At 69.2% G+C, this 16520-nt stretch carries 16 protein-coding genes and 2 riboswitches; of the genes, 13 read left to right on the top strand and 3 right to left on the bottom strand.

Features of this window, described 5'->3' with window-relative positions; translation table 11 throughout:
- The first annotated feature begins 2 nt into the window (after positions 1-2).
- Positions 3-476, top strand: a complete 474-nt coding sequence (locus ACT3S6_RS02095; protein ID WP_444553511.1) for an Lrp/AsnC family transcriptional regulator — start codon at positions 3-5, stop codon at positions 474-476.
- A 22-nt stretch (positions 477-498) separates the two neighbouring features.
- On the opposite strand, the gene ACT3S6_RS02090 is transcribed toward ACT3S6_RS02095, so the two are convergent.
- On the bottom strand, positions 499-1821 hold the full coding sequence (locus tag ACT3S6_RS02090; RefSeq protein ID WP_444553510.1) for an LLM class flavin-dependent oxidoreductase: 1323 nt from the start codon (positions 1819-1821) through the stop codon (positions 499-501).
- A gap of 2 nt (positions 1822-1823) precedes the next feature.
- Entirely contained in the window at positions 1824-2588 is a 765-nt protein-coding gene (locus ACT3S6_RS02085; protein WP_444553509.1) for a 3-oxoacyl-ACP reductase, read from the bottom strand.
- Positions 2589-2912: 324 nt separating this feature from the next.
- A riboswitch (TPP riboswitch) is annotated at positions 2913-3008 on the bottom strand.
- A gap of 57 nt (positions 3009-3065) precedes the next feature.
- A riboswitch (TPP riboswitch) is annotated at positions 3066-3175 on the top strand.
- Between the two features lie 34 nt (positions 3176-3209).
- Between ACT3S6_RS02085 and ACT3S6_RS02080 the strand changes: the two genes are divergently transcribed.
- From ACT3S6_RS02080 to ACT3S6_RS02025, 12 genes are all read left to right on the top strand, one after another.
- A complete protein-coding gene (locus ACT3S6_RS02080; protein ID WP_444553508.1) occupies positions 3210-3842 on the top strand; it encodes an ECF transporter S component in 633 nt (210 codons plus the stop codon).
- Positions 3839-5557, top strand: a complete 1719-nt coding sequence (locus ACT3S6_RS02075) for an ABC transporter ATP-binding protein (protein ID WP_444553507.1) — start codon at positions 3839-3841, stop codon at positions 5555-5557. Before ACT3S6_RS02080 ends, ACT3S6_RS02075 begins: the two co-directional genes overlap by 4 nt.
- Entirely contained in the window at positions 5554-6360 is an 807-nt protein-coding gene (locus tag ACT3S6_RS02070) for an energy-coupling factor transporter transmembrane component T family protein (RefSeq protein WP_444553506.1), read from the top strand. The genes ACT3S6_RS02075 and ACT3S6_RS02070 overlap by 4 nt, the downstream gene beginning before the upstream one ends.
- Positions 6361-6441: 81 nt before the next feature.
- Entirely contained in the window at positions 6442-6759 is a 318-nt protein-coding gene (locus tag ACT3S6_RS02065) for a hypothetical protein (RefSeq protein WP_444553505.1), read from the top strand.
- A gap of 200 nt (positions 6760-6959) precedes the next feature.
- Positions 6960-7163: a hypothetical protein gene (locus ACT3S6_RS02060; RefSeq protein ID WP_444553504.1), complete on the top strand. Its 204-nt coding sequence runs from the start codon at positions 6960-6962 to the stop codon at positions 7161-7163.
- Positions 7160-8479, top strand: coding sequence for an MFS transporter (locus ACT3S6_RS02055; RefSeq protein WP_444553503.1), 1320 nt, complete (start codon positions 7160-7162; stop codon positions 8477-8479). Before ACT3S6_RS02060 ends, ACT3S6_RS02055 begins: the two co-directional genes overlap by 4 nt.
- A gap of 119 nt (positions 8480-8598) precedes the next feature.
- Positions 8599-9393, top strand: a complete 795-nt coding sequence (locus ACT3S6_RS02050) for an NUDIX hydrolase (RefSeq protein ID WP_444553502.1) — start codon at positions 8599-8601, stop codon at positions 9391-9393.
- Positions 9390-10673, top strand: coding sequence for a quinolinate synthase NadA (nadA, locus tag ACT3S6_RS02045; RefSeq protein WP_444553501.1), 1284 nt, complete (start codon positions 9390-9392; stop codon positions 10671-10673). The genes ACT3S6_RS02050 and nadA overlap by 4 nt, the downstream gene beginning before the upstream one ends.
- The gene (locus ACT3S6_RS02040; protein WP_444553500.1) at positions 10670-12313 is read left to right on the top strand and encodes an L-aspartate oxidase; all 1644 of its coding nucleotides are present in this window, start codon (positions 10670-10672) and stop codon (positions 12311-12313) included. The genes nadA and ACT3S6_RS02040 overlap by 4 nt, the downstream gene beginning before the upstream one ends.
- Positions 12314-12320: 7 nt before the next feature.
- Complete coding sequence (nadC, locus tag ACT3S6_RS02035) at positions 12321-13301, top strand: carboxylating nicotinate-nucleotide diphosphorylase (RefSeq protein ID WP_444553499.1); 981 nt, start codon at positions 12321-12323, stop codon at positions 13299-13301.
- Positions 13298-14491, top strand: a complete 1194-nt coding sequence (locus ACT3S6_RS02030) for a cysteine desulfurase family protein (RefSeq protein ID WP_444553498.1) — start codon at positions 13298-13300, stop codon at positions 14489-14491. The genes nadC and ACT3S6_RS02030 overlap by 4 nt, the downstream gene beginning before the upstream one ends.
- Positions 14492-14606: 115 nt before the next feature.
- Positions 14607-14834 carry a hypothetical protein gene (locus ACT3S6_RS02025; RefSeq protein WP_444553497.1) on the top strand — a complete coding sequence of 76 codons (228 nt, stop codon included), beginning with the start codon at positions 14607-14609 and terminating at the stop codon, positions 14832-14834.
- A 34-nt stretch (positions 14835-14868) separates the two neighbouring features.
- Here ACT3S6_RS02025 and ACT3S6_RS02020 read toward each other — a convergent pair whose 3' ends face one another.
- Positions 14869-16515, bottom strand: a complete 1647-nt coding sequence (locus ACT3S6_RS02020; RefSeq protein WP_444553496.1) for an ABC-F family ATP-binding cassette domain-containing protein — start codon at positions 16513-16515, stop codon at positions 14869-14871.
- Between the last annotated feature and the right edge of the window lie 5 nt (positions 16516-16520).

The following is a 16520-nucleotide window of genomic DNA, read 5'->3' as shown; positions in this document are numbered from 1 at the left end:
TAGTGAAGATCGACGAATTGGACGCCAGGATCCTGGAGGAGTTCTCCTCGGACCCACGGATGTCGGTCCTGGAGGCCTCCCGGACCCTGGGGGTCGCCCGGGCCACGGTGCAGTCGCGGCTGGATAAGCTCACCCGTGAAGAGGTGGTCACCGGCTGGGGACCGCACCTTTCGGCCGAGGGGCTCGGATACCCGGTGCGCGCCTACTGTTCCCTGGTGATCCACCAGGATGCCGGTCACGACGGTGTGGCCGCCGCCCTGTCCGAGGTCCCCGAGGTGCTCGAACTCCAGACCGTCTCGGGCGAGTCCGACCTGATGGCCACCATCGTGGCCACGTCCAACGACGACCTGCAACGGGTCCTGGACGCGATCATTGCCACCCGGACCGTGCTGCGCAGTTCCTCGCTGGTGGTGCTGAACTCGCCCATCGCCCTACGCATGCTGCCGTTGGCCCGCGCCGCCGCCCAACGGGGCTGAGCCCTGAGGGGCCGGTGGCGGCTTAGGCCACCGGCCGCTCCAGCCCCAGATGCCCGCGCAGGGTGTCGGTCGAGTATTCGGTGCGGTAGAGCCCCCGACGTTGCAACACCGGCACCACCCGGTCCACGAACTCCTCCAGGGAGTCAGGCAGCATCGGCGGCATCAGGTTGAAGCCATCGGCGGCCCCCGAAACGAACCAACGTTCGATGGAGTCGGCCACCTGCTCCGGGGTCCCCACCATCGTGCAATGGCCGCCTCCTGCGGCCAACCGGCCCAGCAGTTGCCGCACCGTGGGACGTTCGGCCTCCACGATGCGCAGGATCGTGGCGTACCTGCCCTGCGGGCCGGTGAATTCACTCGCCGGTGGCAGGGTCGGAACCGGTGCGTCGAGGTCCCAGTCGCGGCAATCCTGCCCGATGAACATCCCCAGCTGGGCCAGCGACTGTTCGGTGGGCAGCAGGGCGTCCACCTCGGCCTGCCCGGCCAGCGCCTCGGCCTCGGTGGACCCCAGGAAGGTGACCAGGCCGGGCATGATCGCGACCTTGGACGGGTCCCTGCCTTCGGCGGCAATGCGCCGCTTCAGGTCCGCGTAGTAGTCCTGTCCACTGGCCAGATCGTAGGCCACCGCATAGATGCCCTCGGCATGGCGTGCCGCCAGCTGGCGGCCGGACTCGGAGGCCCCCGCCTGGAACAGGACCGGCCGGCCCTGCGGGCCCCGGGGCACGTTCAGCGGCCCGTCGACGCTGAAATGCTCGCCGTCGTGGTTGATGGGTCTGACTTTCTCGGGATCGGCGAAAAGCCCTTCCCTGTCGGCCAACACGGCGTCGTCGGCCCAGGAATCCCATAGTCCCAGCGCGACGTCGATGAACTCGGCCGCCCGGGCATAACGCTCGGGGCTGGCCGGCATGGCATCCATTGAGTGGTTGCGTGCCTCGGCGTCGAACATCGAGGTCACCACGTTCCACCCGATGCGCCCGGCGCTGATGTGGTCCAGCGACGCGAGCATCCGTGCCGCGTGGTACGGGGTGTAGAAGGTGGTGGAGACGGTGGAGATCAGCCCGATGCGGCTGGTGTTCCGTGCCATGGCGGCCAGGGCCGTCAACGGTTCGAAGAACCACCGTGGACCCACTGACGGATTCCCTGCCGAATGCCCATCGGCGAAGAACACCGCGTCGAACAGGCCGGTCTCGGCGGTCCGGGCCAGCCGTTCGTAATGCTCGATGTCCCCCAGCTGTTCGACCGCTGAGCCCGGGTGGCGCCAGGCGGCCTGGTGGTGCCCGCAGGCGTTGAGGAAGGCGTTGAAATGTAGTTGGCGTGGTGCTGTGTCGCTGCTGTGTGCGCTCATTATTAGTTCATCACCAGTCCGCCGTCGACCACCAGGTTCTGTCCGGTGACCGCACGGGCCCAGGGGGAGGCGAAGAACAGGATGGCGTCGGCGAATTCGGCGGGGGTGGTCACCTTGCGCAACGGGGTGGAGGAGGCGATGAAGTCGAAGACCTCCTCGGGGGTGGCGGCGCTGGCATCGGTGGTCCGCAGCAGGCCGCCGGAGACCATGTTCACCGAGACCTCGTGTTGGCCCAGATCGGCGGCGAGTGTGCGGGTCAGCGCCAACAGGGCGGCCTTGGAGGCGGTGTAGTCGTGGTACGGGACCACCGGGTTTTGGAAGAGGTTGGTGCCGATGTTGATGATCCGCCCGAAGCCGTGTTCGCGCATCCCCGGCAGGGCGGCCTGGGAGGTGTTCAGGGCGCCGCGGACACTGCCGGAGAACTGGGTGGTGAACTCCTCCCACCCAATGTCTGCGGCCGAGGAGCGGGCCTCGCCGTTGAAGGAGAAATCGGCCAACGCGTTGTTCACCACGGTGGTCACGGGGGAACCGAAATGGGCCTGGGCGGTCTCGAGCATGGTGGCGACCTGTGCCGGATCGGTGACATCCGCCTGGACGGCCAGGGCGCGGTCGGGCCCCAGGGTGGAGGCGAGCTCCTGAGCGGCCTGGGCGGATTGGCGGTAGTTGATGATGACGCGGGCGCCTTGCCCGGCGAAGGCCGTCACGATGTGACGGCCCAAACCGCGGGCGCCTCCGGTGACGAGGACAAGCTGGTCGGAGAGGTTCATCTGGTCTCACTTTCATGGCTGCCGAGGGCAGGGGGTGGTGGAAATGGCGAGGGGGCCCCGGAGGCGGAGTCGCCCGGGGAGAGTAAGGAATGGCGCGGCAAGCACTGTGGGCAGCATCGTTCACGTGCTGTCCTGCCCGACGGCGGAGAGCAGGCTTCGGGCAGGATTCTTGGTTGCGGTGCAGCTGGTGGGCAGACGCTAAACGCCTGGCCGGGCGGGTCCTCGACAAGCCGCCGGACGCCAGGGCGGACGCAACCTGGACAAGCTGGTACCGGGCAGTGGGGCAGCGGTCCGGCAGGACCTTCCAAAATGGGGGTCTAGGTGGAGAAACACCTGCAACATCCCTTCGCTAGTTCGAACTAGATCAGGTTCAACGGGTGTTCTCTCAGCCAGGAAATCGTGGCACCCCGTGTCACTGCACCACAGCCTACACACGTGACGTGGCGATTCGACAACTTCGTGTCCCCGTGTACAGTCTGTGCTGAACACGGGAGTCCGGTGAGCCGGGCTGAGAGGAAGCTGATCAAGCTTCGACCGTCGAACCTGATCTGGGTCATGCCAGCGCAGGGAGGCAAAACTCTGAATCCCGTGCCCTGTTCACTCAACGGAAGGGGCACGACAGTGCACTCGACAACGCCGCCATCCACCACGCCAGTACCGGCGCGGGGACGCTTTTCCTTCGACCTCAAGGACCTGGTGCTCATCGTGGTCCTGGGGGTCGTCTTCGGGTTCCTCTACTGGGCCCTGGTCCAGGCATCGGCCGGGCTGACCCTGCTGATGGGCCCGTTCGGGGACCTCTCCTCGCATCTACTCTTCGGCGGGTGGCTGATCGTCGCCCCGATCGCCGTCGCCATCATCAGACGCCCCGGCGCCGGGATCCTGGCCGAGGTCATCGCCGGCGGGGTGGAAGTCGTTTTCCTCGGTTCAACGGCGGGGCCGATGCTCTTCCTCGTGGCCGCCATTCAGGGTCTGGGCAGCGAACTGCCCTTCGCCCTGCGCCGCTACCGGTCCTTCAGCTGGGGCGTGTACGCCTGCTCGGGGCTGCTCGGGGCCGGGCTGGCCTTCGCCGTCTCGGCCTTCCGCTTCGGATGGTACGGGCAGGACTTCTTCGTCATCCGGCTCGTCGTCCAACTGCTGTCCGGTCTCATCCTCGGCGGGCTGCTGGCCCGCCGGACGGTCAACGCCCTGGCGAAGACCGGCGTGGTGGACAACTACGCCATCGGACGCGATCTGCCCACCACCGGGGGAGCATGAAACCGGTGGGCGCGGCGGTGATCGCGCTTCAGGAGGCCACGGTGCACTACCCCCGGCGGGCGGCACCGGTGCTGCAGGAGGTGTCGCTGGGCCTGGACGCCGGGGAGCAGGTCATCATCCTGGGCCCCTCGGGGGCCGGGAAATCCACGTTGCTGGCGCTGATGACCGGGGTCATCCCGCATTCGGTGGCGGCCCGCACCACCGGCCGGGTCCTCGTGGCCGGCCAGGACACCGCCCACAGCAGTGTTGCCGAGCTCTCCCGGACCGTGGGCGTCCTGGCCCAGGACCCCGAATCGGCGATGTGCATGCCCGATGTGGACCGGGAGATCGCCCTTCCGCTGGAAAACCATGCGGTGGCCCCACCCCGGATCGACGCCCTGATCGACGCGGCGCTGGAACACATCAACGGAACCGGGCTGCGAGGCAGATCCACCCGGCAGCTCTCCGGCGGTGAAGGCCAACGGGTGGCCCTGGCGGCCAGCCTGGTCGCGGAGCCCCCGGTGCTGTTGCTCGACGAACCCACCTCGATGCTCGACGCCGAGGGCATCTCCTCGGTGCGCCGGGCCATCGACCGGGCCGTGGAAACGCGCGGCCCCGCCGTCGTGCTGGTGGAACACCGCATCGACGAGTACGCGGGAACCGACGGCGTCGCGGGGCTCCCTGCCCGGGCCATCGTGCTCGATGCCGCAGGAACCCTGCTGGCGGACGGCCCCACGCCGACCGTGCTGGAGCAGTGGTCCAGACGGTTGGTGGCTGCGGGGTGCTGGACACCGCTGGACACCGAACTGCAGGCGGCCTTCGGCACCGGGGGAGGGCTGGCCTGCCCGATCATCCGGGACCGACTGCTCGGGTGGGCGCAGGACCGGCCCACGGTTCCGGCACCGGCCCGCGGCGGGGTCGTCCTATCCGCGCAGGGGCTCTCGGTCACCCGGGCCCCGGCATCGGCCAGGAAACGCCGGCGCGACCCGGAAACCATCACCGCCCAGCTGGAAGGCATCGACCTGGAACTGCATTCCGGGGAGATCACGGCCCTGCTGGGCGCCAACGGGACGGGCAAGAGCAGCCTGCTGCTGTCCCTGGCCGGGCTGCTGGCACCGCTGTCCGGCACGGTGACGGGGGACCGCCCCGGGATGGTGTTCCAGAACCCCGAACACCAGTTCGTGGCCTCCACGGTCCGCGAGGAGATCGGCCATGGCCTGCCCGCGGTCATCAATGGTCGTCCCGCCGACGAGCGGATCGAGGCCCTGCTGGCCGAACACCGGCTGACCCATCTGGCGGAGGCCAACCCCTTCCGGCTCTCGGGCGGGGAAAAGCGCCGGCTCAGCGTCGCGGCCATGCTCGCCCATTCGCGCGCCACCCTGCTGGCCGACGAACCGGGCTTCGGGTTGGACCGAAAGGCCACGATCTCGATGATGGCAGCCTTCCGGGACGCCGCGGCCGAGGGGCAGTCGATCCTGTTTTCCAGCCATGATCTGCGCAGCGTCGCCACCCTGGCCCATCGGGGGATCGTCATCGCCGGGGGCACAATCATCGCCGAGGGGCCGATCTTCGAGGTGCTGGGCGACCGGGGGGTGCTGTCCCGGGCCGGGATCGTGCTGCCCCCGTTGCTGGACTGGCTGGTGGAGGTCGAGGACCGCCCTGAGGCGATCAGGGCCATCCTGGACGGGCTGGATCGGGAAGTCTCCCCGGTGCCCGGGATGCAGGTGCAGTCGTGAGCGCGGGCCCCCTGCCCTGGGTGAACACGGCCACGCCGTTGGGGCGGCGCAACCCCACGATGAAGCTCGCCGTGTTGTTCGTGGTCTCCTTCGCACTGCTGTTCGTCTTCGATCCGCTGACCCCCGCCCTGCTGTATCCGTTGGCGCTGGCCGCCGTGCTGATCTGGGGCCGGCCCTCACCCCGGATGCTGCTGCTGGCCCATATCCCGTTCCTGGGGTTCGCCCTCGGGATGCTCATGATCAACGCCATCACCCGGCCGGGGGAGGAACTGTTCACGGTCCTGGGCCTGCAGGCCAGCGTCGAAGGGGTGACCCTGGGTGCCTCCCTGGCGTTGCGCACCTTCGTCCTGGGGGTGCTGTCGATCGGTTTCGTCTTCTCCACCGACGCCGTGGCCCTGACCGACAGCCTGCATCAGCAGGCCCGGCTGGGCCCACGGCTCTGTCATGCGATCCTGGCCGGGTACCAGATGCTCCAGGACATGCCCGGCACCTGGCAGACCATCCGGCAAGCCCAGTCGGTGCGGGCCCCCGCACCGGCCCCGGGGGTGCGCCGGCCCGGGATCCGGGAGTTCGGCCACGCTGCCTTCTCCCTGCTGGTGGTCTCGCTGCGCCGGGGGGAGCGCATGGCCCAATCCATGGAGTCCCGCGGCCTGGGGTTGGCTCCGAGAACCGTCTGGAAGCCCATCCGGGTCGAACGAGCCGACTGGATCATGGCTTTCGGTGTGCTCACCGTTTTGGTGGTGGTGTTGGGTCTCGGCGTCACCGGTGGCTGGATCAGGGGCTACTCGGCACTCTGGGGGTGAGCCCGGGCTCGGATCATGGCCCACACGCCCATCCCCGCTTGGTAGGCTGCTGGCCTTGTCCACGGTGAGAGGAATAGAGGCATGAGCCAGGACCCCAATGCCTTCGGCAGCACGGCGCGGGCGATGAACAACCGGGCGACCAAGGCCAAGAAGCTCGCCCGGTTCCTCTGGGATCGGCACCTCGGGCCCGAGGAGCTGGCCGAGTACACGGATCAGGAACTGCGTTCCATTGCCCGCGATGCCGGAGTGCATCCGCCATCGACCGGGGAAACCTGGGAGGCGACCGCCGAATTGCTCGCCGCGCAGGAGCAATGGCTGGAGAAGCATCCGGACCATCCCCTGGGTGAACGACACTTCTTCGCCGAAGGATGGAAGTTCGAGCCCGGGTTCGGCGGCTGAACGACCCAACCCTGCGACGGGGAGTTTTTAATCGGCCCGCCGCCGGGATCCGAGTATCCGTGCGGGGAAAACACGTGTTTCGGCCACGAAAGGCAAGAGGGCCCCTCGCTGGTTCCGCGCCCGGCCGGGCCCTAGCGTGGGGGCAGGGCAGGCGTCGCCGCGGCCGGTGTCTCCACGGAGACCAACATGAACTCGCACCCATGTCCCCGGCAGCGGGCGGCGTCAGGGCGATGGCAGGTTGCGCCTCGCTGACACCCCGGTCCACCGCGACCGTGATGATGGCCGACGGCCCGTCGATCACCATCACGACCGAACCCATGACCCAGGCAGGGGCGGGGATCAGGATGGTGGTGGCCGGGGTGCCGCCTCGGCGGGGGGCCGCTGCAGTAGCCTCGACACCATGAGCGCGCCACGCAGTCCCGGACGGTTGCGCCCGCATGGCCCGTTCGTCCGATTCTGGGCCGCGTCCACCGTCTCGGACTTCGGCACCTACGTCACCTCCGTCGCGCTCGCCGTCCTGGTCCTGGTGACCTTGGGTGGAAACGCGCAGGACCAGGGGTGGGTCAGTGCCGCCCGGTGGGCGCCGTACCTGATCTTCGGGCTCGTGGCCGGGATCTGGGTGGATCGCTTCAGCCGACGCAGTGCCCTCATGGTGGCCGACCTCGGTCGGGCGGTCCTGCTGGGGGTGCTGTGCCTCGGAGGGGTGTCGGGATGGCTGTCCGTTCCCGCTGTCGTTGCGTTGGTCTTCGGCTTCGGGGTTCTGTCGCTGGTGGGCGATGCCGCCTACCAATGCTTCATCCCGCAGCTGGTGCCGCGGAAGTTGTTGGTCAGGGCCAACGTCCGTCTGGAGCAGAGCGGCACGGTGGCCCAGACCATCGGAGCTGCGGTGGCGGGCGGCCTGGTCGCCGTGCTCACGGCGCCCTGGGCCCTGCTGCTCGACGCCGGAAGCTTCCTGTTCTCAGGAATCGTGGTGGCCACTCTGCCCGGACGCCCTGCGGGGAATGACAGTGTCTCCAAGGACCGCGGGAAGGGGCCGAGCCTACGCTCGCGGGTGGCCGAATCGGTGCGTTGGCTCTATGGGCACCACTACTTGGGTCCACTGGCCTGGAGCACGCATGTGTGGTTCATCGGATCGGCGATAGTGGGCACGGCCCTGCCGGTGCTCATCCTGCAGGCTGCCGGGCTGGGTCCCCTCGATCTGGGGGTGGTTCTGAGCTGCGCGGGTGTCGGAGCAGTGGTGGGTACCAGCGTCTCCGCCCGGTGTGGAGAACGGTGGGGGACGGGCCGCGTCGTCGTCCTGGCCCGTGGTCTCGAGGCCCTCTCCGTGGTGGCTTTGGCCCTCATCGCCTCGCTACTGCCGCAACTGTCGCCCGCCTCCGGGGGGCGGGTCGCCCTCTTGGTGTGCCTGGGGGCGGCACAGCTGCTTTGGGGTGTGGCCATGGGGGCCGAAAGTCCATTGGAGATGGGCTTCTGGCAGGGACTGACACCCGATGCGATGATCGCCCGGATGACGTCGGTCCGCCGTTCGGCCAACCGCGGGATGATCGTTCTCGGGGCCCCTGTGGGCGGGTTCATCGCCACCGTGGCGGGTGTTGGTGCTGCCTTGTGGGTCGCCGCGGGATTCATTGCCGCAGGCATGATGCTGCTGGCCGCCTCTCCCTTCCGCGCCGTACGGATCGAGGAGGTCCTGCTCGACGACGACGATGTGGCCGGCCGGTAGAGGACGGAGGCCGGAGCTCAAAACCTGCGTCATGGGTGTTGGAAATGCCCGGCCACCCACGTATGCTGACTTATTGTCACTTCGACAATAAGTCGGAACTGCGTCGGGAAGGAGCCGGAATGGAGTTCGCCAATGTCTCCGAACGCCAGGCCATGAGCCCGGAACTGGCTGTCTCGACGGTGATCTTCGCCCTGCGGGACGAGGCCGACGACGGCGAGGCGGTCGGCAGGCCCACGCTCTGGCTGCCACTGATCCGCAGGACCCGCGAACCCTACCGCGGTCAATGGGCGCTGCCGGGTGGTCCGCTGGGGGCCCGGCAGACGTTGCAGGATGCCGCCGCAGCGAACCTGCGGGCCACCACCGGTCTGGCCCCCAGCCACCTCGAACAGCTCTACGCCTTCGGCGGGCTGGACCGGTCCCCGGCCCACCGGGTCGTCTCGATCGTGTATTGGGCCCTGGTCCGGGAAGACGACGAGCAAGGCACCGAAGCCGCCCCCGACGCCGGCGGGGCCCCGACACACCGGGAGCGGCTGCTGAAGGACCCCAACGTGGCCTGGTTCCCGGCCCGCGACGACGCCGTCATCGAGGCCCTGGCCTTCGACCACGCCGAGATCGTCCGCTACGCCCTGTGGCGGCTGCGGAACAAGGTCGAATACGGATCCATCGCCCACCGCTTCCTGGGCCCACGCTTCACCCTGGCCCAGGTCCAGGAGGTCTACGAGGCCGTCTTGGATCGCCGCCTCGACGCCGCGAACTTCCGCCGCCACCTGCGCGGAGCCCCCGGCATCGAGGCCACCGACGAATACCTGCACGGGGGCAAGCACCGCCCACCGCGCCTGTACCGGTACGCGGGGGACACCGCCGCGGTACCGCAAGAGAACACCAACACGGAAGAACAACGGGATAGATCATGACCAGTGTCAACAACACCATCGCCCAGCTCACCCTGACCCCGGTCGGGGACACCGCGGACTCGGGGGTCTGCACCTCCGAACTGGTGAAAACACCCTGGGACCTCGACACCGGGCTGCCCTCCTACGGCCCCGGCTCCTCGATGGATGACGTCGCCCCTGAGGACACCCCGCAACAGGGGGTCATCCCCGAGAAATACCGCACCGCCGACGACGCCGAACTCGACGAACGCATCCGTGCGGCCCAGGAGACCCTGGGCGAGCGGCTGGTGGTGCTCGGACACTTCTACCAGCGCGACGAGGTCGTGCAGTACGCGGACTTCATCGGGGACTCCTTCCAGCTGGCCAACCAGGCGCTGAACCGCGAAGAAGCCGAATACATCGTGTTCTGCGGGGTCCACTTCATGGCCGAGACCGCCGACATCCTCTCGAAGGACGCGCAGAAGGTCATCCTGCCCAACCTGGCCGCCGGCTGCTCCATGGCGGATATGGCCGATGAATCCTCCGTGGAGGAATGCTGGGAACAGCTCGAGGAGATCTACGGCACCGAAGCCGACTCCGAGGGGCGGGTCCCCGTCATCCCGGTGACCTACATGAACTCCTCCGCGGCGCTGAAGGCCTTCGTGGGACGCAACGGGGGGATCGTATGCACCTCCTCCAATGCCACGACCGTGCTCGAATGGGCGTTCGAACGCGGCCAGCGGGTCCTGTTCTTCCCCGACCAGCACCTGGGCCGCAACACCGCCAAGGCGCTGGGCATCGACCTGGAGCAGATGCCGCTGTGGTCCCCGGCCAAGCCGTTGGGCGGGAACACCCCCGAGGCGCTCCAGAACGCGAAGGTCCTGCTCTGGCACGGCTTCTGCTCGGTGCACCGCAGGTTCAACACCGGCCAGATCGACAAGGCGCGTGCCGAATACCCGGGGGTGAACGTCATCGTCCACCCCGAATGCCCCATGGAGGTCGTCGACGCCGCCGACTCGGCAGGATCCACCGACTTCATCCAGAAGGCCGTCGCCGCCGCCACCGAGCCGACCACCTTCGCGATCGGCACCGAGATCAACATGGTCAACCGGCTCGCCGACCAGTACCCGCAGCACACCATCTTCTGCCTGGACCCGGTGATCTGCCCCTGCTCGACGATGTACCGGATCCACCCGGGCTACATCGCCTGGGTCCTGGAGGAACTCGTCGCCGGACGCGTGGTCAACCAGATCTCCGTCCCCGCAACCGATGCCGCCAACGCCCGGGTGGCCCTGGAACGGATGCTGGCGGCTAAACCGTGAGGAAGCCGCTGGAACTGGCGGTCGTCGGATCGGGGGTCGCCGGGCTCTATGCGGCGATCACCGCCGTCGAACACGGCCACCGGGTCACCCTGCTCACCAAGGACGCCCTGGCCGATTCGAACAGCTGGTACGCCCAGGGCGGGATCGCCGCCGTCGGACCCCGGGGGACATCCCGCGGGGATCAGGTGGCCAGCCATATCGAGGACACCCTCACGGCAGGGGCACGGCTGAACGACCCGGCCGCCGTGAGGGCTCTCTGCTCCTCCGCCTGGGGGCATATCGAAGCCCTGATGGCACTGGGCACCGACTTCGACGCCGAACCCTCCGGGGAGCATCCGGCCCTGGGGCTCGAAGCCGCCCACACCCACGCCCGCATCCTGCACGCCGGCGGGGACTCCACCGGGAAGGTGATCGCCTCGGCGCTCATTGACCTCTGCCGCCGGCTCGCCGGGCAGGGACGCCTGGAGATCCTCGAACACGCCTTCGTCACCGACCTGGTGGACGACGCCGGGGTGGTCACCGGCCTGCGGTACCTCCAGGGGGCAGAGGCCATCCGGCTCGAGGCCGACGTCGTGCTCCTGGCCACCGGGGGGATCGGCTCGCTGTACGGATGGACCACCAACCCCGCGGGGGCCACCGGCGACGGGGCCGCCCTGGCGTGGCGGGCCGGAGCCCTGATGGTGGATGCCGAATTCGTCCAGTTCCATCCGACCCTGGTCCGTGCCGGCAGGTTCATGGTCTCCGAAGCCGTCCGGGGGGAGGGTGCGATACTGATCGACGGTGACGGGCACCGCTTCATGACCGGGGTGCACCCGGCGGCCGAACTGGCGCCCCGCGACGTCGTGGCCCGGGCCATCCACCACGTCCACGCCACGGGAGGACAGGTGTTCCTGGACGCCCGGGCCGTGGAGGACGCGAAGGGGCAGGGGTATCTGGCCCGCCGGTTCCCCTCCATCACCACCCGTCTGGCCGCCCTGGGCCTGGACCTGGCCGCCGCACCGGTCCCGGTCACCGAGGCCCAGCACTACTGGATGGGCGGGGTCCATGCCGACGGGTGTGGACGCACCACCGTGCCCGGACTGCGGGTGGCAGGGGAGGCGGCCTGCACCGGAACCCACGGGGCCAACCGGCTGGCCTCCAACTCGCTGCTCGAAGCACTCGTCCACGGCTTCGGAGCGGCCTCCTCCCTGGGGGCCGACGACGCCGGGGAGGCCTGCACCCCCACCGCGATCGATTATGTGTTCGAACTCAGTGACGGGGCCACCGATCCCGCGGCGGCACCGCTGAGCCTCGAAGGGCTCCAGGAGTTGGCCACCGCCCGGCTGGGGGTCGAACGCACCGGGGAGGGACTGGCCAAAGCCGTGGCTACACTGACCGCCGCGCCCTCGGGCCCGGGAGCAAGGACACGGGAGGAGGCCGAACTGGGCCACCTGATCACCGTGGGGCGCCTCATCGCCGAAGCCGCGCTGGCCCGCACCACCTCCATCGGCGCCCACTACCGCACCGATGCCCCGCCACCCACCGCCGCACCCCGACGGGTCCGCACCGGCTTCGTCCGGGCCACCCGGACACCCACACCTGATACCTCCGCCGGGACGGGCAGCAACGACCTGCTGCTGACCGGCAGCCCCAACCCCTGAGGAACGAATGACCACCCTGCACCACGGCCCCACCACCGGGGCCCACTCTGCCGCTGTAGAGACACCCGAGCCGATGCCCGTGCCGCAACGTGTCATCGAGAGCCTCGTCGACGCGGCGCTCGCCGAAGACAACCCCACCGGGGACCTGACCGGGAACGTCCTGCTGCCCGTCCACGCCACGGCGACCGCCGACGTGATCGCCAGGGAACCGGGCATCGCCAGCGGCCTGGGCATCTTCTCGACCACCATGACCCGGACCGATCCGACCACCACCGTGGAATTCGCGCTCGCCGATGGGCAGGAGTTCGCCGCAGGGGACGTGCTGGCCACCGTGAGGGGATCGGCCCGTTCGGTGCTCGCCGGTGAACGGGTGGCACTGAACCTGCTCCAACGCCTCTCCGGGATCGCCACCCTGACCCGGGCCTTCGTCGACGCCGTCGCCGGCACCGGCACGCGGATCGCCGACACCCGCAAGACCACCCCGGGGCTGCGGGCCCTGGAACGCTACGCGGTGCGCTGCGGCGGCGGACACAACCACCGTGGCTCCCTCTCCGAGGCCGTGATGGCCAAGGACAACCACCTGGCCCTGCTGGGCACCGGGGCCGAGCTGACCGCCGCCCTGCGTGCCGCCCGCGCCCGGCTCGGACACACCGTGCACTTCGAGGTGGAGATCGACGGGCTCGACCAGCTCGAAGCTGTCCTGGCCGCCGGGGTGGATACGATCATGCTCGACAACTTCACCGTCGAAGACCTCGTCGAAGGGGTGCGACGGATCAACGGGGCCGCCTATGTGGAGGCCTCGGGGAACGTCACCCTGGATACCGTCGCCGCCTTGGCGGCCACCGGGGTCGACGTCATCTCCTCCGGAGCACTGACCCATTCGGTCCGGGCGCTGGACGTGGGACTGGACATGCGCCTCGGCGCCAGCCGGGCCCCCGGCACCCCGATTGCCGGCGCCCCTCAAGCGCAGGGCACGGTGCGGGCATGATCTATCTCGACGCCGCCGCCACCACCCCGGTCAAACAGCAGATCCTCGAGCTCGTCTGGCCGCTGATGGCCCGGGACTTCGGCAACCCCTCCAGCACCCACGGCATCGGGGAGACCGCGGCCCGGGCGCTGGACTACGCTCGCACCACGGCGGCCGGCACCCTGGGGGTGCGCACCGGGGACATTGTGTTCACCTCCGGTGGTACCGAGGCGAACAACCTGGCGATCATCGGTCTGGCCCTGGCCAACCCCCGCGGCAGACACGTCATCCGCTCGGGAATCGAACACTCCTCGGTCCGGGAGGCCTGCGACTACCTGCAGCGCCACCACGGGTTCACCATCGACATCGTCCCCGTGGGCCCCGGGGGACTGGTGGACCCCGCGGAACTCACCGCCCTGCTGCGGGAGGACACGACGCTGGTCACCGTCATGGCAGTGAACAACGAGATCGGCACCATCCAGCCCCTGCCGGAGATCTCCGCCGCCACCCATGCGGTGGGGGCGTTGATGCATGCCGACGTCGTCCAAGCGGCCGGCTGGCTGCCCATCGCCGAACTGGCCAGGGACCTGGATGCCCTCAGCCTCTCGGGACATAAGCTCGGCGGGATGAAGGGGGCCGGGCTGGCCATGATCCGCGGGAAACTGGCCCTGGAACCCGGGATCCATGGCGGGGGACAGGAACGCGGGCGCCGTTCGGGGACCGAGAACATCGCAGGAGCCGTCTCCACGGCCACCGCCCTACGGTTGGCGGCCTCCCAGGTGGAAGCCTTCGAGACGACCCGGGACCGGACCGAACAGCTGATCGATACCGTCCTGGACGGGCTCAACCACGGACGGGCCCCCGGGCAGGAAGCGGCACTGCTCACCGGGGACCGCGGGCGGCGGGTGCCGGGCATCGTGTCCTTCGTCTTTCCCGGGGCCAACGGGGAAACGATCCTGTTGGAGCTGGAACGCCGCGGGGTCATCTGCTCCTCGGGCTCGGCCTGCGCCGCTGGATCCACCGACCCCTCACCGGTCCTGCTGGGCCTGGGGCTCGACCCCGACGTCGCCCGCACCGCGGTGCGGCTGAGTTTCACCGCCGAGACCACCGAGGTGCAACTGAGCACCGCGGCCCGCGCCGTCGTCGCCGCGGTCCAGGCAGTCACCGACACGGCGCCGGCCCGCGTTGTCGCACGGCCCGAGGAGGCGTAAATTGAAAGGACCGGCCGTCTTCGGCGCATGAGGCGAGGCACGGGTCGGAATGGCACGACGAAGAGACCCCCCGGAACAGCCGGTCGCCTCTTCCACCGGTGGAAGGGAGCCTGCCATGGCAACGAAGGAAGCAACAACGAAAAGTCGTGACCGCACGGGAATCGTCTGGTTCGTGCTGGGGCTGGTGATCATCGCGATCTACGGCACCTCCGCAGTGCTGGTGCAGAACCCTTTCGTGGACCAGACGCACACCTCGCTCTGGCTCGGCGTCATCATCGGCCTGGTCATGGTCGTCTTCGGGCTCATCGGGATGGCCAAGCGCCGCCACCCCGGCCACTACTAGGCCCCGCGGTTCCCGCCACCGACTGGTGGGGTCCCTAGCGGGCGGCGGCGACGTCGACCCGCCCATCCGCCACGGCCCACCGGTGGTCCAGGCGGACGTTCTCCAACAGCCGGCGGTCGTGGCTGACCAGCAGCAACGCCCCGGTATAGGACTCCAGTGCCTCCTCGAGCTGCTCGATCGCCGCCAGATCCAGATGGTTGGTCGGTTCGTCGAGCACCAGCAGATTGACTCCGCGGGCCTGCAACAGGGCCAGTGAGGCCCGCGTCCGCTCGCCCGGGGAAAGCTCCGAGACCAGGCTGGTGCTCTGGTCGGCCTTCAACCCGAATTTGGCCAGCAGCGTCCTGATCCCCGCGGGATCCATCGACGGGACGACCCGGGCGAACGACTCGCCCAGGGCCAGGCCGTCCTCCAGTTGCCCCCGGGCCTGGTCGATCTCTCCGATGGCCACGCTGGCCCCCAGGGACGCCGTCCCCTGATCCGGGGCCGTCCAGCCCAAGAGCAGCCGCAGCAGGGTCGACTTGCCGGCCCCATTGGGCCCGGTGATGCCGATCCGGTCGCCGGCGTTGACCTGCAGCGAGACCGGGCCGAGAGTGAATGAGCCCTGGGTCAACACCACGTCATTGAGCGTGGCCACCACCGATGAGGAGCGGGGGGCGGTGCCGATGGAGAACTGCAGTACCCATTCCTTGCGCGGCTCCTCCACCTCGTCCAAGCGGGCGATCCGCGACTCCATCTGCCTGACCTTCTGTGCCTGCTTCTCCGTGGACTCCATGCTGGCCCGACGACGGATCTTGTCGTTGTCCGGGGCCTTGCGCATCGCGTTGCGCACCCCCTGGGAGGACCATTCGCGCTGGGTCCGGGCCCGGGACACCAGCTCCGACTTCTTCTCCGCGAACTCCTCATAGGCCTCCCGGGCATGCCGGCGGGCCACCTGGCGTTCGGCCAGGTAGGCGTCATATCCGCCGTCGTAGACCGAGACCTGCTGCTGGGGCAGGTCCAGTTCCACGATCGTACTGACGCACCGGGAGAGGAATTCGCGGTCGTGGGAGACCAGCACGACGCCGGTGCGCAGTCCCCGTACGAAGGCTTCCAGTCGTTGGAGCCCCGCCAGATCCAGGTCGTTGGTCGGCTCGTCCAGCAGCACCAGGTCGAAGCGGGAGAGCAGCAGGGCCGCCAGACCGACCCGGGCGGCCTGGCCCCCGGAGAGCGCCGTCATCACGGTGGAGGGGTCCAGTTCCAACCCCAGTTCGGCCAGCACCGGGGCGATCCTGTCCTCGAGGTCGGCCGCCCCGGAGGCCATCCAGTGGTCGAAGGCCTCCGAGTAGGCGTCCTCGGCACCGCGGGCCCCGGTGGCCAGGGCTTCGGCGGTGGCTTCCATGGCCACGGTGGCCTGGGCGCAACCGGTCCGACGGGCCAGATGGTCGGCGATGCTCTCCCCGGGGCGGCGTTCGTGCTCCTGCGGCAGCCAGCCGATGAAGGCCCCGTCGGGGGAGGCGGTGACCGAACCGGAGCGGGGGGTGTCCAGTCCGGCGAGCAGGCGCAGCAGCGTGGATTTACCGGCCCCGTTGGCACCGACCACCCCGACCACGTCGCCGGGGGCGACGGTGAAGCTCAAACCGGAAAACAAGGTGCGGTGGGCAGGACCTCCAGCGAGGTCCTTGGCCACGAGATGGGCGCTCATCCACC

Origin of the sequence: Arthrobacter sp. AOP36-C1-22 (assembly GCF_052377515.1) — a bacterium.
Taxonomy (GTDB): domain Bacteria; phylum Actinomycetota; class Actinomycetes; order Actinomycetales; family Micrococcaceae; genus Arthrobacter_H.
This window is presented reverse-complemented; position numbering and strand designations above follow the sequence as displayed.